The organism is Streptomyces sp. NPDC033229 (assembly GCF_055576875.1).
Genome location: NZ_JBVIQR010000001.1, coordinates 152,046 through 171,151, shown reverse-complemented (window position 1 = coordinate 171,151; position 19,106 = coordinate 152,046). Strand labels below are relative to the sequence as shown.

Annotated in this window: 17 protein-coding genes; 4 read left to right on the top strand and 13 right to left on the bottom strand. The window is 70.2% G+C overall.

The window, feature by feature from the left end; translation table 11 throughout:
- Window positions 1-149: 149 nt before the first annotated feature.
- Window positions 150-1,262: an ImmA/IrrE family metallo-endopeptidase gene (locus tag ACZ53N_RS00705; protein ID WP_469138815.1), complete on the top strand. Its 1,113-nt coding sequence runs from the start codon at window positions 150-152 to the stop codon at window positions 1,260-1,262.
- Between the two features lie 42 nt (window positions 1,263-1,304).
- Entirely contained in the window at window positions 1,305-2,426 is a 1,122-nt protein-coding gene (locus tag ACZ53N_RS00700) for a hypothetical protein (protein ID WP_469138814.1), read from the top strand.
- 19 nt (window positions 2,427-2,445) lie between these two features.
- Here the strand turns inward: ACZ53N_RS00700 and ACZ53N_RS00695 are convergent, their stop codons facing one another.
- The 11 genes from ACZ53N_RS00695 to ACZ53N_RS00645 all read right to left on the bottom strand — a co-directional run bounded on the left by ACZ53N_RS00695 (window position 2,446) and on the right by ACZ53N_RS00645 (window position 15,882).
- Window positions 2,446-3,063, bottom strand: coding sequence for a hypothetical protein (locus ACZ53N_RS00695; RefSeq protein WP_469138813.1), 618 nt, complete (start codon window positions 3,061-3,063; stop codon window positions 2,446-2,448).
- 565 nt (window positions 3,064-3,628) lie between these two features.
- Window positions 3,629-3,775, bottom strand: coding sequence for a hypothetical protein (locus ACZ53N_RS00690; protein WP_469138812.1), 147 nt, complete (start codon window positions 3,773-3,775; stop codon window positions 3,629-3,631).
- A 571-nt stretch (window positions 3,776-4,346) separates the two neighbouring features.
- The gene (locus tag ACZ53N_RS00685; protein WP_469138811.1) at window positions 4,347-5,675 is read right to left on the bottom strand and encodes a class I SAM-dependent RNA methyltransferase; all 1,329 of its coding nucleotides are present in this window, start codon (window positions 5,673-5,675) and stop codon (window positions 4,347-4,349) included.
- 84 nt (window positions 5,676-5,759) lie between these two features.
- Window positions 5,760-7,811 (bottom strand): APC family permease, encoded by a 2,052-nt coding sequence (locus tag ACZ53N_RS00680; protein ID WP_469138810.1) that lies wholly within the window; start codon window positions 7,809-7,811, stop codon window positions 5,760-5,762.
- 112 nt (window positions 7,812-7,923) lie between these two features.
- On the bottom strand, window positions 7,924-9,063 hold the full coding sequence (locus tag ACZ53N_RS00675) for a cytochrome P450 family protein (RefSeq protein WP_469139025.1): 1,140 nt from the start codon (window positions 9,061-9,063) through the stop codon (window positions 7,924-7,926).
- Window positions 9,045-10,511: a cytochrome P450 gene (locus tag ACZ53N_RS00670; protein WP_469138809.1), complete on the bottom strand. Its 1,467-nt coding sequence runs from the start codon at window positions 10,509-10,511 to the stop codon at window positions 9,045-9,047. Before ACZ53N_RS00670 ends, ACZ53N_RS00675 begins: the two co-directional genes overlap by 19 nt.
- On the bottom strand, window positions 10,508-11,140 hold the full coding sequence (locus ACZ53N_RS00665; protein WP_469138808.1) for a GTP-binding protein: 633 nt from the start codon (window positions 11,138-11,140) through the stop codon (window positions 10,508-10,510). Before ACZ53N_RS00665 ends, ACZ53N_RS00670 begins: the two co-directional genes overlap by 4 nt.
- The gene (locus ACZ53N_RS00660; RefSeq protein WP_130881749.1) at window positions 11,118-11,480 is read right to left on the bottom strand and encodes a DUF742 domain-containing protein; all 363 of its coding nucleotides are present in this window, start codon (window positions 11,478-11,480) and stop codon (window positions 11,118-11,120) included. The genes ACZ53N_RS00665 and ACZ53N_RS00660 overlap by 23 nt, the downstream gene beginning before the upstream one ends.
- A complete protein-coding gene (locus tag ACZ53N_RS00655) occupies window positions 11,477-11,899 on the bottom strand; it encodes a roadblock/LC7 domain-containing protein (RefSeq protein ID WP_469139024.1) in 423 nt (140 codons plus the stop codon). The genes ACZ53N_RS00660 and ACZ53N_RS00655 overlap by 4 nt, the downstream gene beginning before the upstream one ends.
- Before the next feature lie 8 nt (window positions 11,900-11,907).
- Window positions 11,908-13,407, bottom strand: a complete 1,500-nt coding sequence (locus tag ACZ53N_RS00650) for an ATP-binding protein (protein ID WP_469138807.1) — start codon at window positions 13,405-13,407, stop codon at window positions 11,908-11,910.
- 357 nt (window positions 13,408-13,764) lie between these two features.
- Complete coding sequence (locus ACZ53N_RS00645; RefSeq protein ID WP_469138806.1) at window positions 13,765-15,882, bottom strand: FAD/NAD(P)-binding protein; 2,118 nt, start codon at window positions 15,880-15,882, stop codon at window positions 13,765-13,767.
- A 545-nt stretch (window positions 15,883-16,427) separates the two neighbouring features.
- On the opposite strand from ACZ53N_RS00645, the gene ACZ53N_RS00640 reads away from it, so the two are divergent.
- Window positions 16,428-17,096 carry a potassium channel family protein gene (locus ACZ53N_RS00640; protein WP_469138805.1) on the top strand — a complete coding sequence of 223 codons (669 nt, stop codon included), beginning with the start codon at window positions 16,428-16,430 and terminating at the stop codon, window positions 17,094-17,096.
- Window positions 17,096-17,773 carry a potassium channel family protein gene (locus ACZ53N_RS00635; RefSeq protein ID WP_356453746.1) on the top strand — a complete coding sequence of 226 codons (678 nt, stop codon included), beginning with the start codon at window positions 17,096-17,098 and terminating at the stop codon, window positions 17,771-17,773. Before ACZ53N_RS00640 ends, ACZ53N_RS00635 begins: the two co-directional genes overlap by 1 nt.
- Window positions 17,774-17,883: 110 nt before the next feature.
- Here ACZ53N_RS00635 and ACZ53N_RS00630 read toward each other — a convergent pair whose 3' ends face one another.
- Window positions 17,884-18,702, bottom strand: coding sequence for a DUF3159 domain-containing protein (locus tag ACZ53N_RS00630; protein ID WP_469138804.1), 819 nt, complete (start codon window positions 18,700-18,702; stop codon window positions 17,884-17,886).
- Between the two features lie 3 nt (window positions 18,703-18,705).
- Window positions 18,706-19,104, bottom strand: coding sequence for an OB-fold nucleic acid binding domain-containing protein (locus tag ACZ53N_RS00625; RefSeq protein WP_165451691.1), 399 nt, complete (start codon window positions 19,102-19,104; stop codon window positions 18,706-18,708).
- Window positions 19,105-19,106: the final 2 nt, after the last annotated feature.

Here is a 19,106-nt window from a genome sequence, read left to right as displayed (position 1 = left end):
GCGGGCGCGATCTCGTCGGATCGGAGTTGGACTGTCAGTGGGACTCATAGACTTGGAACCGTGATGACATCGGATCATGTGTGGAATATTTTTAGGCATAAAAGTGTGTATGCTCAGGGGAGTTGACATCGCCAGGGCTGGAGGTGGACGTGAGCGACCAGGGAACCCTGGTGGCGGACCCCGCCATGCTGACGTTGGCACGTGACTCGCGTGGCTGGACGCAGTCCGACCTCGCTGGCGAGTTGTCACGCCTGGAGGGCACCCGCATCACTCAGGGGTACGTGAGCCGCGCTGAAGCCGGCCGCATTCCCGTCAAGGACGGGCGTGTCCAACTGTTCGCCGATGCGCTTCGGTACACCGCCGACATGCTGTGCCGCACTTTTGGTACGGCCGGGGCAGGCGTCGGGCTGGTCCATCACCGGAAGCGCGCCTCCATGGGTACGCCCGCCCTGCGTCGAGTCCATGCAACGTTGGCGATCACCCGCCTCCAGGTGGAATCCCTTACTCAAGCGGCAGACTTCCGTCGCCCTAGCCAGTTTCGGCGCATCGAGGTCAACGACTTCGACACCCCTGCGGACGCGGCAGAGACGGTACGCGAGGAATGGAGAGTTTCGGCAGGGCCCATCGAAGACGTGGTCGCCCTACTCGAAGGCGCTGGCGCACTGGTCGTAGTCCGCGACCTCTACACAACCGAACTCGACGCAGTAAGCCAGTGGCCGGCGGGCAAGGCTCCGCTGATCCTTCTCAACTCCAGTGCTCCCGCAGACCGTTCCCGATTCAGCCTCGCGCACGAGCTGGGTCACCTGGTGATGCACGGCGAGCCCGGCGAGGGGCGCGTGCAGGAAGATCAAGCCAATCGGTTCGCTGCCGAATTCCTCATGCCTCACGACGCCGTCCTGCCCGATCTTAAGCCAGGTATCGACGTATCCCGCCTACTGGACCTCAAGGCGAGGTGGGGGGTGTCGATGGCGGCGCTCATCAGACGAGCCATGGATCTGGGGGTTGTCAGCGAATGGCAATACCGCACGCTCATGGTCGAATTGTCCGCCCTGGGGTATCGCACCAACGAACCGACCACCATCCGGCGCGAAACCCCGCGCCAGCTCGCTCAAGCCGTCATCCGGCTTGCAGAGCAGCTCCACCTCAGCCCGACTGAGACCGCCCACCTAGCGGGCCTGGGTCGCGAGGAGTTCCACGAGATCTACCTGTGCACTTCATCTCCGTCCGGACACAGGGATGTGCCGGCCCCTTCTGCGAGGTGATTTATGAGCAACTCCCCCTCCCCGAGGCGGCAGCCGCCCGCCTTGAAGACACTCGACCACACCGTTGCCGCCGTACCTCTTCTGCGGGGGCGGGTACTGCTCCATGAAAACGCCCTCAACCTTCCGCAGACCCGCCACGCCCTTGATGACGACCTCAGCGGCGTGGTGATGACCGGCGCCAAAGCCGACGAGAGGGCCTTCCAGCTTCGCAGCACGACGGGCTACGAGGGCACCCTTCTGATCGACAGCGCCCCCTACACGGCCTACGTCGCGACGGCAGATGAGCCGTTCATGGTGCCCACCGACGAGCTGTTCACCTCCGTGGACACCTCGCTGGCCTTTCAGAAGGCCCGAGGGGCGAGCGCGGCACTGACCCCGACCGGCTACATTCCGCCGACGGACTCCAAGGCGCTCAAAGCAGTGATGCGCGAGGCCAATCAGATCGAACGCGCCGACACCGTCGTGGCGCTCCCGATCGACGTGACGTGGCTGAACCGCGAAAACATCGGTCAGCTCATCGCGGTCTGCACGAAGATCCGGCACCCGAAGGCCATCATCCTCTTCCGCCAGTTCGACCCCCTAGCGCAGGCCAAGGACATCCCTGCCAATCTGCGCAGCCTGTTCGCTGAGGTCGAGCACATGGCACTCCTGCGGACTGATCTCGCAGCGCTCGACGCCATGGCACATGGCGCTTTCTGCGCAGGCATCGGCGTTCAGAGTTCACTCCGCCACGCGATCCCGCCCGGTGAGAAGGCGCAAGTCACCAAGTCGGGAGGTCCCATATACCCGAACTTGCTGATGCCGGAGCTCATGTGTTTCAAGGGCGCCGCGTCCCTCTCCAGGCTGTACAGCAACGTCAATCCCGCGACCTGCTCCTGCGAGGAGTGCAACGGGCGCGGCCTCGATCGATTCTACCTTCCTGACGGTGAAACCCGACGCGAGGCCGACAACCATACTGTGCTCACGTGGAGCGATTGGGTCACCGAAATGGCCGGTTACCGACCCGGCGCTCCGCGCAAAACGTGGTGGCGCGACAAATGTGCGGCCGCCATCGATCGCTACGCGTTGGAGAACCAGCGCATCGGCCTGGGTGCTAGCCCCAGGTCCGGTTTCCAAGTGCCCTCACCGCTCAAAGCGTGGGCATCACTCCCGGTCGCCCAATAGCGAGTCGCGGGCGACGCACTCAGGGCAGCTGGCAGTGAACGTCTTCTAGGAACTTCCAACCGGCGACGGTATGGCGTCTGCGCACGAAGGGGCGCGGTGGCACCACCACTTCCACCATGTCTCCCTGGACCGTGAGCAGCCCGATGCCGTAGAAGTCGGCGCGCATCGCTGCCTCATCCTTGCGCCGCAATGCCCCGTCCACCACCACCACGCGGGAGCAAAATGGAGTAAAGCGCTCGGCCTTCTCCATGGCCGACTCCCAGCTACGGCCAGGCACGAAAGCCATGTCGATGGAGACAGGCTGCGTCGCCCGGCGAGTAACCGACCCGCCTCTGCGGATCGCTGCGCCCTTCGGCAAGGACCTCAGGACCCGCCGCTCCCGCTCGCTCAAGGAGCTGGCAGGAACCGGCTCACCGAGGGGAAGCGCCATGAGGAGATTCAGCACATCAGGGCGCGTCAGCGGCGGCATCCCATCTGCTGCCCGTCGCTCGCGCTCTCGCACGTCATACCGGTAGGCCACAACGGCTTCCGCGCCGAAGGCTTCAACGGGCGCGAGCTTCGCCTCGCGGGGCACGAGGTCGCAGGGAGCCACCAAACCCGCGACGACATCCATCGGCTCTCGCGCCACGACCGACATGGACCAACCCGCTCTCGTTTCGAACTGACACCCTCGCTTGCAGTGCGTCTGCACGCCCATGCTTACCCTCCGGTACCCGTCACCGGAAGCACGAGCGACCACATCTACATGCCCCGCTTGCCGGTCCCCCTCTTGGCCGTGACCTGAGCGGGATCAATGGGCCTAACTAGGCTTTCCCTGCCCTGGACACGGGGCGCCTCAGAACAGATGCCCAGGCTAGTACGGACGCTCGTTCGCCCGAAGGCCACCTCCGCGGATGAGCGAAGAACGGCCAGCGGCCGTCGCGCACTGACCGGCAGACGGCCAACGAACCGGCTCCCTTCGACGGAAGAGGGCCAAGACCGTGACGGAACAGCTCCTGGAAGAGCTCGTTGAAGCCGGCGGTCGAATTGGCAAACGTGAAGCCAGTGGCCGAGACCGAGAAACGGCCGATCCGTGTCGTCTCGGCGCGCTGGTCGGGAAGGACCCCCGAGACGAACGACTGGAACTCGCGGATGCAGCGAAGCACTCCTGGGTCAGGATTCCTCGGTATGACCACTCCTCGCTGAACGCCTGAGGATCTGCGTCAGCGGCAGTCTGCGACACAGGGCTGGAGTGGGCCGCCCCGGCCGCACGCCCCCTTGAGGGCCAGCTCGCCGAAATCGTGCAGGAAGTCGGCCTCCGCGGGCAGGCAGCCGAAGGCAAGCATCTGGCGGACCTTGAGGAGGCACACCAGAAGCGCCTGCGACGGGAAGCCGTGAAACGTCAGGCCACGACCGAGTACGCAGAGGCATACACAACCGCCTCCTTGAAGCACAGAACGCAGCGTGGAGGCGCACAGCGGGGCTTGTCCAGTACGTCGACGCCCTTCGACTCCACGCAGTGAGTCTGCCGCTCGGGCTGGCCAAGGACGAAGCCGAGGCGTGGAGCGCCTGGGCCGAGGGCCACGTACAACGCCTGAATCCACTCAACGGTTCACCGCTGATACCAGAAATCCCCGACCCCCGGGCCGGGGATCTCGAGCCAATTATGCATCGGTTGAGTGTCTACACTGCCCGGCTGCCAGCCGCGACGCCACACCTGGCAGCGCACCCGCCGCCGCAACCAGCGACGGAGGAACGGACCGATTTTCTTTTAAGTCTCTGCCGAGCCAGACCGCACAAACCGAGCTCAGCACCCGGCATGACCTGCACCATCACCGCCCTGGCGCCACGGCAGGAAGAGCCCTGAATGAGCGTCACAGGCGTCACCTCAGCGTCGAAACAACGCCTGTAGCCCACTTCAGGCCCGCCGGAAGACCCAGCTCAGACCTCCTTCGCCACCGGCTTCAGGATCGCCACGCACTCCACGTGGTGCGTCATCGGGAAGAAGTCGAACGCCCGGAGCTTGACCGGCTTGTAGCCCTCTTCCGCGAAGTACGCCAGGTCGCGGGCCAGGGCTGCCGGGTCGCAGGCCACGTACGCGATCCGGCGCGCCCCCAGCGACGCCAGGTGGCGGACCGTCTGCTTGCCGGCGCCGGCGCGAGGCGGGTCGAGGACGATGATGTCGGCCTCCTCGATGCGGGTGCGCGGCAGGACCTGCTCGACCTTGCCCTGCTCGATGCGGACCCGCTCCAGGTCCTTGAGGTTGTGGCGGGCGTCCTCCACCGCGCGCTTGCCGGACTCGATGCCGAGCACCGCGCCCTTGTCGCCGATGCGCTCGGCGAGCGCGCCCGCGAAGAGGCCGACGCCGCAGTAGAGGTCGAGGGCCATGTCGCCCTTGCGGGGCATCAGGCCCTGCATGACGGCCTTCACCAGCATGTCCGCCGCCTGCGGGTGGACCTGCCAGAAGCCGCCCTCGCCGACGCGGTAGGTGCGGCCGTCGGCGCGCTCGCGGACGAAGGCGCGGCCGTGCACCGGGTGGACCTGCTTGTCCTTCTCCCCGATGCGCAGCACCGACACCGGCTTGTCCAGCTCGACGATCGGGAGGCGGCCGCCCGGCTTCGGGGTGAGGATCACCTGGCGGTCGCCGGAGCCGGAGGCGGCGATGGCCTCGACGGAGGCCATCTGCGGCCACTCGCGCTTCTCGACGCCCAGCTCCGAGACGCCCGGGGCCGCGATCAGGCAGCGGTCGATGATCTCGACGTCGTGCGAGCGGTGCTTGCGCAGTCCGGCGTGGCCCTCGGCGTCGACCGCGTACTGCACGCGGGTGCGCCAGGCGGGGACCTCGCCGGCCGGGAGCTTGTCGCCGTCGGCCGGGACGACGGTGCCGTCCCAGCCCGCCTCCTCCGGCGTCAGCCCGGCGAGGCGCATCAGCTGCTCGGCGATGACCTCGCCCTTGAGGCGGCGCTGGGCGCCGGGCTTGGCGTGCTGCCAGTCGCAGCCGCCGCACTTGCCGGGGCCCGAGAAGGGGCAGGGGGCCTCGACGCGGTCCTTCGAGGCCTCCAGGACCTGTACCGCGTCCGCGCGCAGGAAGCGGGACGTCGACTCGCCCTCGGTGATGCGGGCGACGACCCGCTCGCCGGGGAGCGCGTGCCGGACGAACAGGACCCGGCCCGCGTCCGTGCGGGCGACGCAGTGGCCGCCGTGGGCGACGGGGCCGACCTCGACCTCGTACTCGTGGCCGACCAGCGATGCTTCGGTCTCGTGCTGCATGGCGGGTCGACTCCAGAGAACTCAAAGGGGGTGAGGGGGACAGCCTTCGAGTCTACGTCCCACCTCACCCCCTCGACGACCGCGCTACTTCTTCGTGGCGGCCTTTTCCCGCTTGGGCTGCGTGACCGGGCCGCGGCGCACCGCACCCGGGGCGTTCCACTCGGCGCGCTTGCGGGCCCGCTTCTTGGCGGCCTCGGAGGAGTCGAGCTGCCAGGGCACCGAGGTGACCATCACGCCGGGCGTGAAGAGCAGCCGGCCCTTCAGGCGCAGCGCGCTCTGGTTGTGCAGCAGGTGCTCGTACCAGTGGCCGACCACGTATTCGGGGATGTAGACGCTGACCACGTCGCGCGGGCTCTCCTTCCGCAGCCGCTTGACGTAGTCGATGATCGGCCGGGTGATCTCGCGGTAGGGCGAGTCGAGGACCTTCAGCGGGACGTCGAGGCCGCGGCGCGACCATTCCTCGTGCAGCGCCTTGGTCTCGGCGGCGTCGACGCTGATGGTCAGGGCCTCGAGGGTGTCGGAGCGCATGAGCTTGGCGTAGGCCAGGGCCCGCAGCGTCGGCTTGTGGATCTTGGAAACCAGGACGATGGAGTGCACCCGGGAGGGACGCACGACCTCTTCGCCGGGCTCGTCCTCGACGGCGATCTCCTCGGCGACCCGGTCGTAGTGCTTCCTGATCGCGGTCATGGTGGCGTAGAAGATCACCATGCCGAGCAGGGCGACCCACGCGCCGTGGGTGAACTTCGTCAGCAGCACCACGACGAGGACCAGGCCGGTGAAGAAGGCGCCGAAGGTGTTGATCGCGCGGGAGCGGACCATGCGGCGGCGCTCGGCCGGGTCGGTCTCGGTGGCCAGGTGGCGGTTCCAGTGCCGGACCATGCCGATCTGGCTGAGGGTGAAGGAGACGAAGACGCCGACGATGTAGAGCTGGATGAGACGGGTGGAGTCGGCCCCGTAGATGATGACGAGTATCGCGGCGGCACCGGAGAGCAGCACGATGCCGTTGGAGAACGCGAGGCGGTCGCCGCGGGTGTGCAGCTGGCGCGGCAGGTAGCGGTCCTGGGCGAGGATCGAGCCGAGGAGCGGGAAGCCGTTGTAGGCGGTGTTCGCGGCCAGGAAGAGCACGAGGGCGGTGGCGGCGGCGAGCACGATGAAGAGGAACGAGCCGTTGCCGAAGACCGCCTCGGCGACCTGCGAGATCACCGGGTTCTGGGTGTAGCCGTCGCCGACCGGCTTGCCGTCCTTGAGCAGGTCGGTGGCCGGGTGCTCGGCCATCCGCACCTTGGTGACCATGGCCAGCGCGATGATGCCGCAGAACATGGTGACGGCGAGGCCGCCCATGAGCGCGAGCGTCGTCGCGGCGTTCTTGCTCTTGGGCTTGCGGAACGCGGGCACGCCGTTGCTGATGGCCTCGACGCCGGTGAGGGCGGCGCAGCCGGAGGAGAAGGCGCGCAGCAGCAGGAAGACGAGGGCGAAGCCCGCGAGTCCCTGGTGTTCGGCGTGGATGGTGTAGTCGGCGGTGGGGGCCTTCATGCTGTCGCCCATGAACAGGCCGCGGACGGCGCCCCAGGCGATCATCAGGAAGACACCGCCGACGAAGACGTACGTCGGGATGGCGAAGAGCTTGCCGGACTCCTTGACGCCGCGCAGGTTCATCAGCGTGAGCAGCACGATGACGCCGACGGCGCAGGCCGTCTTGTGCTCGATGACGAAGGGGATGGCGGAGCCGAGGTTCTCGATGCCGGAGGAGATCGAGACCGCGACGGTCAGGACGTAGTCGACGAGCAGGGCGCTGGCGACGGTCAGTCCGGCCTTGGGGCCCAGGTTGGTGTTGGCGACCTCGTAGTCACCGCCGCCGCTGGGGTAGGCGTGCACGTTCTGGCGGTACGAGGCGACCACCGTGAACATCAGCACCACGACCGCGACCGCGATCCATGGACTGAAGTGGTAGGCCGACACGCCTGCCACGGAGAGGACGAGCAGCACTTCGCCCGGCGCGTACGCCACCGAGGACAGCGGGTCGGAGGCGAAGACGGGGAGGGCGATGCGCTTGGGGAGGAGTGTCTCCCCCAGCTTGTTGCTGTGCAGCGCCCGGCCGATAAGGATCCGTTTGGGCAGGTCGGTCAGTTTGGACACGCAGAGGATCGTATGCGCTCGCTCGGGAGCGCGCCCACCCGCCACCCGCCGGGAAGGACGAATGTGGCGTGTGTCGCGTGCGTTCCCGGCGGGCGGAGGGTGCGGGTGGGTCCTAGTGACGGCCCAGTCGGGCGGGCAGGGCGCGGTGGCCGTTGGAGATGAAGGACTCCACGGGGCTCAGCTCACCGGGGGCGGCGGCGAGGGTCAGCTCGGGGAAGCGCGCGAAGAGGGCGGGCAGCGCGACGGCGGCCTCCAGCCGGGCGAGGGGGGCGCCCAGGCAGTGGTGGACGCCGTGGCCGAAGGCCAGGTGGTCCTTGTCGGCGCGGGTGAGGTCGAAGTCGTCGGCCCCCGCCCCGTACATCTGCGGGTCCCGGCCGGCCGCGGCGTAGGCGGCGATGATCGCGTCGCCCTTGCGCAGGGTGACCCCGCCGTCCAGCTCGATGTCCTCGACGGCGTAGCGCAGCGGCAGATTGGCGACCGGGGCCTGGAGCCGCAGTGTCTCTTCGATCACATCGTCCCAGCCGGCCTTGCCGGTGCGGATGAGCTCCAGCTGCTCGGGGTGGGTGAGCAGCGCGTGGATGGCGTTGTCGAGGAGGTTCACGGTGGTCTCGTGACCGGCGCCGATCATCAGCAGCAGGGTGTCGACCAGTTCCTGCTCGCTCAGCCGGCTGCCACCGGGGCCGTCCTCCTCGCGGGCGGAGATCAGGACGCTGGTCATGTCGTCGCCGGGCTTCTCGCGCTTGGCCGCGACGATCCGGCCGAGCAGCGCGTACAGCTCGGTGTAGTTGGCCGTGACCTCCTCCGGGTCGGCGGAGGTGTGGAAGAGCGAGTCGACGCAGCGGCGCAGCCCCTCGCGGGTCTCCGTGTCGTTGACGGCATCGACACCGAAGAGCTCGCAGATCACCTGGATCGGGATCGGGTAGGCGTAGCCCTCACGCAGGTCGACGATCTCGTCCGGGCCGTGGGCCGCGAGCGTGTCGAGGAGATCGGTGGTCATCTCCTCGATGCGGGGGCGCAGGGCGGCGGTGCGGCGGGCGGTGAACGCCTTGGAGACGAGGATCCGCAGCCGTTTGTGGTCGCTGCCGTAGGCGGTGAACATGTTCTGCACCGCGACCCAGGTGTACAGCGGCCAGTCCGGGGAGATCTCGCCGTTGATCCAGGTCGGCCAGTGCTGGCGCGGGTCCTTCGAGACGCGCGGGTCGGTGAGGAGTTCCTTGAGCAGCGGCCGCGTGGTCACTGCCCACGCCACCACGCCACCAGGGAGCTCCACGGGGGTCGCCGGGCCGAGGGCGCGGAGACGGGCGGCCTCGCCGTGGATGTCGCGGCCGGCGGGGTCGATGCGGACGGGGCAGGTCTGCTGGTCCATCGTCGGTCTCCTGCGGGTTCGGGGGACGGGTGGCCGTGCGCCCGGTCGGGGTCCGGTACCAGCAGCGGCGCGGGCGCCGCCGTGGGCACGGGGACCGGGGGGAAGCGCACGGGCAGGGCGGTGAGGGCCCGGTGGAACGGGCCGGGTCGCCAGACGAGCCGGTCGACGGGTACGGCCAGCTCCAGGTCGGGCAGCCGGTCGAGGAGCTTCTCGACGGCGACGGCGGCGATGAGCCGGGCGGAGTCCTTGGCGGGGCAGGTGTGCGGGCCGGCGCTCCAGGCGAGGTGGGCGCGGTTGCCGGTGCGCTGGTCGGACAGCAGCGCGGGATCGGTGTTGGCGGCGGCGAAGCTCACCACGACCGGCTCGCCCCGGTTCAGCGGGACACCCCCGAAGTCCACGTCGTGGACGGGATAGTGGACGGCGTAGTTGGCCATCGGCGGGTCGAGCCAGAGCACCTCGTCGAGGGCGTCCTCGACGGGCATGCTGCCGCCGGCGAGGTCTCCCGCGAAGCGGTCGTCGGAGAGCAGCAGCCGCAGCGCGTTGGCGATCAGGTTCTGCTGGGGTTCGGTGCCGGCGCCGATGAGGACGACGAGCTGGTGGATCATCTCCTCGTCGGTGAGGGCGACCGGGTGGGCGAGCAGCCAGGAGATGACGTCCGCGCCGGGCCGGGCCCGCTTGAGGGAGACGAGTCGCACCAGGGTCTCGGTGATGAGGTCGTTGGCGCGCTCGGCGTCCACGCCGTCGAAGATCCCGGAGAAGCCCTCGACGAGGCGGTCGCCGAGCTCGGGCGGGCAGCCGAAGAGCTGCTGGAAGACCAGCAGGGGCAGCACCTTGGCGTAGCCGCCGAGCAGATCGGTCTCGCCGAGCGGCGCGAACCGGTCGATGAGGGTGTCGGCGCTGCGCTCGACGTAGCCGCGCAGGGCGTTGGGGTCGATCCGGCCGAGGCTGTCGGTGACCGCCTGGCGCAGCCTGCGGTGGGCGTCGCCGTCGGAGAACAGGCAGTTGGGCCGGTAGGCCATCATCGGCACGACGGGGTTGTCCGGGGCCACCCGGCCCTCGGCGAGGGCGCGCCAGCGGCGGGCGTCCTTGGCGAAGGTCTCGGGGGTGCGGAGCACTTCGAGGGCGGCCCGGTAGTCCGTGACGAGGGTGGCGGTGGCGCCTGGCGCGAGTTCCACGGGCGCGGCCGGGCCCAGGGTGCGCAGCCGGGCGTAGACGGCGTGCGGGTCGGCGGCGAAGTCGGGCCCGTACAGCGGCTGGGGGCGCGGGGGCGGCGCCGGGGCGCGGTGCGCGGGGCAGCCCGGCGGCGGGGGGCCGGCGTCGGGGTGGTGGGTCACACATGCTCCTGGGCGGTGCTGGACAGGCGGCTCTGCCGGGTCTGGAGGTATTCCACGAGGGTGATCAGGGCCCGGGTGGAGGAGATCCGGTCGCGTGCGTCGCAGGTGATGAGCGGGGTCTCGGGGAGCAGATCGAGGGCTTCGCGGATCTCCTCCTCGGGGTGGGTGGGGGCGCCGTCGAAGTGGTTGACGGCGACGGCGTACGGCAGGCCGTGTTCCTCCAGCAGTCCCATGACGTCGAAGGACTGCTCCAGGCGCCGGGTGTCGGCGAGGACCAGGGCGCCGAGCGCGCCGCGAGTCATGTCCTGCCAGAGCCGGGTGAAGCGCTGCTGGCCGGGGGCGCCGAAGAGATAGAGGACGAGGCTGTCGCTGAGGGTGAGCCGGCCGAAGTCCATGGCCACCGTGGTGGTGGTCTTGCCCCGGATGCCGGCCAGGTCGTCGACGAGGGCGCCGGCCTGCGTCATGGTCTCCTCGGTGCGCAGCGGCCGGATTTCCGACAGCGAGCCGACGAAGGTGGTCTTGCCCACCGCGAAGTGCCCCACGACGAGCAGCTTCGCGGCGGTCCGCACCGACTGACGAAGATAGACGGCCCCCTCATGAGCGGTGTCAGAGGCGAGCGCGGAGTCCATCGAGTACCTCCTGCAAGATCTGGGCCTCGGGCAGTTGGGCCGAGGGGATGGGGGCCCGGGTACTGAGGTGGCCGCTGTCCACGAGATCGCCGAGCAGCACCTTGGTGACGCTGACGGGCAGCATCAGATGGCCGGCGATCTCGGCGACCGACAGGGCGCCGCCGAGGCAGAGTTCCATGAGCGCGCGCTTTTCGGGGCTGAGCCCGCCGATCGGCAGGTCGCCGTGCGCCATGACCAGCGTGACCAGGTCGAAGGTGTTGCGGGTCGGGTGGGCACGCCCGTCGGTGACGACGTACGGGCGTACTAACCCTTTGTCGCGCCTCGGCGCCGGCGGGGTCATGCCGGGGTGCCCGGGCCCTGCCAGACACCCTGCCGGGGCGGGCTGGTCAGTTCCTTGCCGAGCCGGTCCACGAGCTTCTGCATGCGGTAGGTGACGGCTTCCATGTCGACGTGCTCGGAGGCCGAGACGGCGAGGTAGGCGCCGGGGCCGGCGGCTATGAGGAAGACGTAGCCGTGGGCGAACTCGACGAGCGTCTGCCGCCAGGGGGTCTCCTGGTGGGCCTGGTGGGTGCAGAACTCGCCGGTGGAGCGGCTGATCGACTGCAGCCCGGAGAGGGCGGCGGCCTGTCGCTCCGCCTCGTCGCGGCCGATGCCCTGGGAGTGGGCGCGCAGCATGCCGTCGGCGGAGAGCAGGATCGCGTGCCGGGTCTCCGGCATCTTGACGACCTCGTCGAGCATCCAGCCGAGCTCGTTGTTCATGTGGTCGTTCACGCGGGGGGTTTCCCTTCGTCGTCGGGGGTGGGGGCGCCGTGATCGGCGGGGCCGGTGTGGCCGGTATAGCCGTAGTCGCCGGTGTAGCCGGTATCACCCGTGGGGCCGGGGTAGCCGGGTTCGCCGGGGTAGCCGTCGGCCACGGGGGACTCGCAGGCGTCCCGGCCGGAGCGGGTGCCGCGGGCGAACGCGCCCATGATCCGGGCGGTCTGTTCCGCGGTGCGCTCGCTGGGGCTCTCGGCGGGCGGCGGCGCGGCCGGCCGGGGGGCGGGGGGCTGCCGGCGGCGGCGCTTGGGCAGTCCTCCGGCCGTCGAGCCAGTCACCGCGGGGGCGTCGTCGGCGGGCCGGTCCGGGTGTCCGGCGGGGAACTCCTCGGGCACGGGGGGACGTTCCGGCGAGCGTACGGGCGGCTGCTGCGACCTGGGCGCCCCGGCTCCGCCGCGACCGCTGTCGGTCGTGGCCGGGTGCCGGAGCGGGGTGGTGCCGGGCCCGTCGATCTCGAGGTGGGTCAGCAGGGCGCTGGGCAGGAACACCACGGCCCGTACACCGCCGTACGGCGAGCGGGTGTCGACGGAGACGCTGAAGCCGTAGCGCGCGGCGAGCACGCCGATGACCGGGAAGCCGAACTGCGGGGGGTCGCCCAGCCGGGAGACGTCCACGACCCGCTGCCCGGAGAGCAGCGCGACCGCGTGCTGCACCTCCTGGCCGTCCATGCCCACGCCCGCGTCGTCGATGACGACGACGGCGCCGTTGTGCACGGGCTGGAGGCTGACCTCGACGGTGGTGTTGGGCTGCGAGTGGCGCGCGGCGTTGTCGAGGAGTTCGGCGACGGCGAGCACCACGGGCTCCACCACCCGGCTGACGACGGCGATGTCGGCCTGGCTGTGCACCCGCACCCGGCGGTAGTCGCGGATGCGGGAGGTGGCGCCCCGTACGACATCGGTCAGCTGGGAGGCGACGCGCTGCCGGCCGGGCCAGGAGCCGCACAGGACGGCGATGGCCTGGGCGCGGCGGCCGAACTGGGAGTTGGCGTGGTCGATCTCCAACAGGTCGCGCAATACGTCGGGATTGTCGTGCCGGTCCTGCATGTCGGAGATGGCCAGCTGCTGTTCGTGCGCGAGCCCCTGGAGGGCGCGCATGGAGGCCTTGAGGGCGGCCTTCGCGGACTGGTCCGCGCGGGCCTGCGCCTTGTCGACGGCCTGGGTGAACAGCTCCAGGGCCGCCTGCAGACTCTGCGCGAACGAGGTGCCGGCGAGCCGTTCGTCGAGCGGGCCGGGCAGCGGCACGGGCTGGTTCATGGTCTCCGCCACAGCGGGCAGCCGGACCCCGACCAGATGCCGTACCTCCTCGTCACGCGCCTGCAGGCTCTCTTCCAGTTGGGCGACGCGCCTGCGCACTCCGGCGGTGATCCCGCGCTGGCGGACCAGCAGGATCAGGACGGCGGTCAACGCGACGGCCAGGCACCAGATCACCGCCTCCGGTATGTGATGTGACATCAATTCCTCGTGGGCGATGGACGTAAGGGGCATGTGGTCGGCCGGACAGGTCGGCGTCCTGACGTCCCGTCCGGAAGCGGAATACGCCGATCATCCTAACCACGCCGGTGACCGTGTGTCCGAACTTCATCACGAAATACGAACAGGCATCCGCCTCTTGTCCGTCCTCCTACGGGTGTTCACGAGGTGGACGTGCGGTAATGGGCGCGGTGACGGCAGGGCCGAGAGCCGCGCGGGGCGGGAATTGAGCCACGCCGCGGCAGGGGAAGGCTCTTTCCTGACGGCCCGGCCGCGCGTGTCGTGCGTCGCTCTCTCTCAGCGCGTCGCCCTCAGACCGCCACCCTCAGACCGCCGCCCTCAGACCGTCGCGCCGGTGAGATCCGTATCGGCGGGGGCGGTGCGTCGCGGCGCGGAGGGCAGGTGGGCGAGGGGCGCACGGGCTACGGGCGCGTGGGCGACGGGCGGCAGGGCGAGGACCGCGCGGGCGATGGCGTCGGAGTCGCCGAGGGTCATCGAGTCCACTCCCGGCCGGATGCCGGCGGCGGTGACCCAGTGCACGGACTCGGTCGGGACGCCGTAGGCGAAGCGGCGCGGGTGGGCGTGTCCCCGGCCGTCGATGACGCGGTACGGGCGCTCGGTGACGGCCATTCCGCCGGTCTCGTAGCGGGCGCCGGTGGCCGCGTCGACGCGGAAGGTGGTGATCTGGCCGGTGCCGGCCAGGTGCCGCAGCAACGGGTCAGCGGTGCGGCGCAGATCGGGCTCGGGCAGCCGGGCCTCGATGAGCACGCCGGAGCGGATCGCCTCGCCGGGGACGATGTCGGACTCGGCGACGAAGGCGGGGCCGCCGGGGTCCGCGGCGTCGATCCGTACACGGGTGCCCGGCCCGGTGACCTCCAGGACGCCCGCCTCGATGAGGGCGATCATCTCCTCGATGCGGGAGGCGGGCGGGCCGATGGAGAGGAAAGCGTTGAGCGGGGTGTACCAGCCGTCCAGGTCGTCGCGGTGCGAGTCGCCGTCCAGGCCGCCGTGGTCGACGGCGAGCCTGATCTCGTTGCGCAGGTCGCGCAGGACGTCCAGGGCCGCCTTGAGCGGGCCGCTGACATTGCCGGCGCGGGCGGCGGTCACGTCCTCGGCGAGATGGCCGAGCAGCCAGTGGCGGAACTCGGCACGGGAGGCGAACGCGCGGTCCCCGCACGGCCTGGAAAGCCGTTCCCAGTCCCAACGGTCGTCGTCGGCGATACCGAAGGATTCCAGCAGCGCGGCGGGGTCCGCGGCGGGCGGCAGGGCCAGATAGCGGTCGACGAACGTCTCCCGGTCGGCTCCGCGGCCCTGGGCACCCAGCAGCGTGCCGTAGTAGACGCTCTCGACCTCGCGGGCGATCAGCGGCCACAGGTCCCTGCCGAAGCGCACCGGGGCCCCGCGCCGGGCGCGCTCCCGCAGACCGGCGATGTGCTCGGCGGTGAGCAGCCTGGGTAAGTGGCGGCCGGTGGCTCCCTTCTCGTTCCGCCCGCGTGCGTGGTAGGGCACGCCGCGGCGGGAGAAGGCGTACAGGCGCGGTTCGTCGCCCGAGGGCCGGTAGACCAGGCGACGGCCCTCGCGGCTGAAGGTGCCACCGCGGCCCGCGGTGAACAGCGCCATGTGGTCGAAGAAGTTCAGCCCGAGTCCGCGCAGCAGGACGGGCTCACCGGCCGCGACCACACTCAGGTCGAGGTCGGCGGGGTTGGCGGGGGCGACGTACCGCAGCCGGTGGCTCCGGGCCAGGGCCGCCGTCCGCGCCTCGCGGGGCGCGAGGTGCGCGGGGACGTGGCCGAGCGCCAGGACGACCGCGTCCAGCCGGCTCAGCCGGGTGCCGTCCTCCAGCCGGAGGCCCTGCGGGCCGCCCGGGGCGCCGTCGGTATCGGAGTCGGAGTCGGCGTCGGTCAGGGCGACCGCGCGCGAGCGGTGGACCACGACGGTGACGTGGCCGGGGGCGCGGGCCACGACGCGCTGGAACCCGGCGCGGAGGTAGCGGCCGTAGAAAGCGCGGGTGGGGTAGGAATCCGGGCCGAGGTCACGGGCTTCCGCGAGGGTCTCGTCGTCGTGGTGTTGGCAGACGTGGTCGTAGCAGACGTGGTCGTAGCAGTCGTGGTCGTGGCGGCTGTCGTGGTCGTCGCAGCCGTGGTCGCGGGTCCGGCCCATGACCAGCAGACCGCGTGCCCACGCGTACAGACTCGGGCCGTGCTCGATGGGGCCCGCTATTCGGGTGCTGTCGTCCGTGTAGAGGGTGATCTGCGAGGCGACGGTGTTCATCAGCAGGTGGCGGGGCTGATCGGTGCGCCAGACGGCGCCGGCGCCGGGCTCCGCGGGGTCGACGACGTGCACGGTGACAGCGGAGTGGGACGGCGCGGCGCGCTCGTTCGCGCACAGCCGCTCCAGCACGGAGAGCCCTCGCGGCCCGGCACCGACCACGCAGATCTCGACACGACTGCTCCTCATGCGGGCACTCCTGTTCTGGGAAGCGTTCTGGGACGAGCCCGGGGACGGCTCCCGGGGCGGGAGCCCGTTTCGGCGCGCGCGGCATGGCGATGGGGCCGCGCGGCTGGGCGAGAGCCTGGCGCGGCTGCCGGGCGGAAGGGCGACAGCTTCCGTTCGCGGCACAATCTGATTGGTTCCGATTGGCGAGGCGCCAACAAATGACCGGATCCGTCGATTTCCAGCCGACTATGCCCGCGGCGTGACACTGCCCAGGCACGCCCCGAGGTGGAATCCCGCCTACCGTTCGTGTCCGCCACTCCTGTGCGAGCGCACCGGCCGGGGGTTGCGCACGGAGCCAGTCGGCAGAGCGGCGCTCGACCCGCGGGGTCTTGCGGATACGGTGGTGTCATGCGTCGGCATGGCCGAAAGTGCCGGTCGGCGCGGCACGTGGAGACCGCGAGCTGTGGTCTCGTGGGCCCCGTGAGCTGAACGTGAACAAAAAGGGAAGATGTGAGCAGGGTGTTGGTGCAGGTCAACGCGGTAGTCCGGAGCACGGGGGCGTCGTCGTGCACATCGTGATCATGGGTTGTGGGCGAGTGGGTTCGGCCCTCGCCCAGACCCTTGAGCAGCAGGGACACACGGTCGCCGTGGTCGACCAGGACCCGACGGCGTTCCGGCGTCTGGGCTCCGGGTTCAGCGGTCGGCGGGTGACCGGCGTCGGCTTCGACCAGGACACCCTGCGGGAGGCGGGCATCGAGGAGGCCGGCGCCTTCGCCGCGGTGAGCAGCGGCGACAACTCCAACATCATCGCGGCCCGGGTGGCCCGCGAGATGTTCGGCGTCGAGAACGTGGCGGCCCGGATCTACGACCCGCGCCGCGCCGAGGTCTACCAGCGGCTCGGCATCCCGACCGTGGCCACCGTGCGGTGGACGGCGGACCAGATGCTCCGTCGGCTCCTGCCGTCCGGGGCGGAGCCGCTGTGGCGCGATCCCACCGGCGGCGTCCAGCTCGCCGAGGTCCCGGCCTCGGAGGCCTGGGTCGGCCACCGGATCAGCAAGCTGCAGGAGGAGACGGGCGTACGGGTGGCGTTCCTCACCCGGATGGGCGAGGCCATGCTGCCGACGTCCTCGACGGTCCTGCAGGAAGGCGACCTGGTGCACGTGATGATGCGTGCCGACGAGGTCGAGAAGGTCGAAGCGGCGTTCTCCGCCGGTCCCGAGGAGGCGGCGCACTGATGAGGGTTGCTATTGCCGGAGCCGGTGCGGTCGGCCGGTCCATCGCGGGTGAGCTGCTGGAGAACGGGCACGAGGTGCTGCTCATCGACAAGGCGCCCTCGGCCATCTCGGTGGAGCGGGTGCCGCTGGCGGAGTGGCTGCTGGCCGACGCCTGCGAGATCACCTCGCTCGACGAGGCGGCGCTCCAGCGCTGCAACGTCGTGATCGCGGCGACCGGTGACGACAAGGTCAACCTCGTCGTCTCGCTGCTCGCCAAGACCGAGTACGGGGTCCCCCGGGTCGTGGCCCGGGTGAACAACCCGAAGAACGAGTGGCTCTTCAACGAGTCCTGGGGCGTGGACGTCGCCGTCTCCACCCCGCGTCTGATGTCGGCGCTGGTCGAGGAAGCCGTGAGCGTCGGCGACCTGGTGCGGCTGCTGCGTTTCAGCCAGGGCGACGCCAACCTGGTGGAGCTGACGCTGCCGCCGGAGGCGGCGCTGGCCGGCACCCGGGTCGGGGACGTGGACTGGCCGGAGGACACCGCGCTGGTCACCATCATCCGCGGCACCCGCGTGCTCACCCCGAACAAGGAGGACGTGCTGGAGGCGGGCGACGAGCTGCTCTTCGTCGCGGCCCCCGCGCGGGAGGAGCAGTTGGAGGACCTGCTGTCGGTGCGCCGCGAGGACGTCACCGGCTGAGCGGGACCGCTGCCGTACGTGCATGACGAAGGGCCCCGGGAGCGATTCCCGGGGCCCTTCGTCATGCAGCTCGTCATGCAGCGGTGGTGAATCGGTGGGGGCGGTGCGGCTCAGCGTGGCGGTGAGGAGTCGTGGGACCGCTCGCCGGTGCCGGTCACGATCCCCCCGAGGGGACCGTCGGTGTGCGCGCCGACGACGGCGCCCCCGGGGCCCTGGGCCTTCGCGGCTTTCGCCGCCCGCTCGGCGGCCTCCTCCGCCTCCATCTCCGCGAACACGTCGATCGGCGGCGGAGCCTTGGAGAGGAAGATCCAGGTCAGATACACCGAGAGCAGCATCGGGGGAATGCCGAGGGCCATCCTGACCCAGCCCAGCTGGGTGGCGTCACCCCACCAGTACAGCGGGAAGAGCACCGCCGACTTGAGGAGCAGGATCAGGCCCCAGGCCCAGCTGGCCTTGATGTAGGCGACCTTGCGGCCGGGGTTGCGGGTGCGCCAGGAGAGGTTTTCCTTGAACACCGGGCCGAGGATCAGGCCGATCAGCGGATATCCGGCGATGGCCGAGATGATGTAGCCCAGGGACAGCCCGAAGGTGTAGATCATGCCGGGCAGATGGAAGTTCTTGGCGTCGCCGGACATCATCGCGAAGACCGCGCCGACGGCAACCCCGAACACCCCGCTGAAGGCGTGCTTGAGGGTGTCCTTGCGCAGCAGCCGCACGGCCACGAGCAGCACGGACAGGCCGAGTGCGGCGATCGCCGCGAGATGGATGTCCCGCTTGACCGTGTAGAGCGCGACGAAGACCAGGCCGGGCAGGGTGGTCTCCACCATGCCCCGCACACCGCCGAACGCCTCGAAAAGGGCGGCTTCGGTCGCCGACCGTGCGTCGGCGGCCTCTCTCTGCTGGTCGTTCGGCTTGTCGAGAGACGTCACCCGCTACTCCTGTCCGAGCGGTCGGAGTTCATATTTGGGATTGAACAGCACGCGCCGGCCGCGGCTCATGGAGATCCGGCCGGAGGCGATCAGCTTACGGCCGGGCTCTATGCCGACGATGGAGCGGCGTCCCAGCCACACCACGTCGAGCGCGGCCGAGCCGTCGAACAGCTCGGCCTCCAGCGCGGGCACTCCGGCGCGCGGCCGGAGCGTGACCGTGCGCAGCGTGCCGGTGACCTTCACTATCTGTCGGTCGCCGCAGTCGCATATCTTCGTGCAGCCCACGGCTTCCGCGTCCTGTTGCAGCTCTGCGGAGTGCAGCTCCTCCTGGGAGGTGGACAGCCGGTCCAGCATCCGGCGGAAACGGCCGGTCGGCTTCTCGGAACGGGGTACGGCGCTCATGA

Bases quoted from the DNA above. Each gene is read 5' to 3' on its own strand.
- ACZ53N_RS00695 (WP_469138813.1), bottom strand. From the start codon at position 3,063: ATGTCGGTCGTGGCGCGAGAGCCGATGGATGTCGTCGCGGGTTTGGTG.
- ACZ53N_RS00685 (WP_469138811.1), bottom strand. From the start codon at position 5,675: ATGCAGCACGAGACCGAAGCATCGCTGGTCGGCCACGAGTACGAGGTC.
- ACZ53N_RS00665 (WP_469138808.1), bottom strand. From the start codon at position 11,140: ATGGACTCCGCGCTCGCCTCTGACACCGCTCATGAGGGGGCCGTCTAT.
- ACZ53N_RS00660 (WP_130881749.1), bottom strand. From the start codon at position 11,480: ATGACCCCGCCGGCGCCGAGGCGCGACAAAGGGTTAGTACGCCCGTAC.
- ACZ53N_RS00655 (WP_469139024.1), bottom strand. From the start codon at position 11,899: ATGAACAACGAGCTCGGCTGGATGCTCGACGAGGTCGTCAAGATGCCG.
- ACZ53N_RS00650 (WP_469138807.1), bottom strand. From the start codon at position 13,407: ATGTCACATCACATACCGGAGGCGGTGATCTGGTGCCTGGCCGTCGCG.
- ACZ53N_RS00645 (WP_469138806.1), bottom strand. From the start codon at position 15,882: ATGAGGAGCAGTCGTGTCGAGATCTGCGTGGTCGGTGCCGGGCCGCGA.
- ACZ53N_RS00635 (WP_356453746.1), top strand. From the start codon at position 17,096: ATGAGGGTTGCTATTGCCGGAGCCGGTGCGGTCGGCCGGTCCATCGCG.
- ACZ53N_RS00625 (WP_165451691.1), bottom strand. From the start codon at position 19,104: ATGAGCGCCGTACCCCGTTCCGAGAAGCCGACCGGCCGTTTCCGCCGG.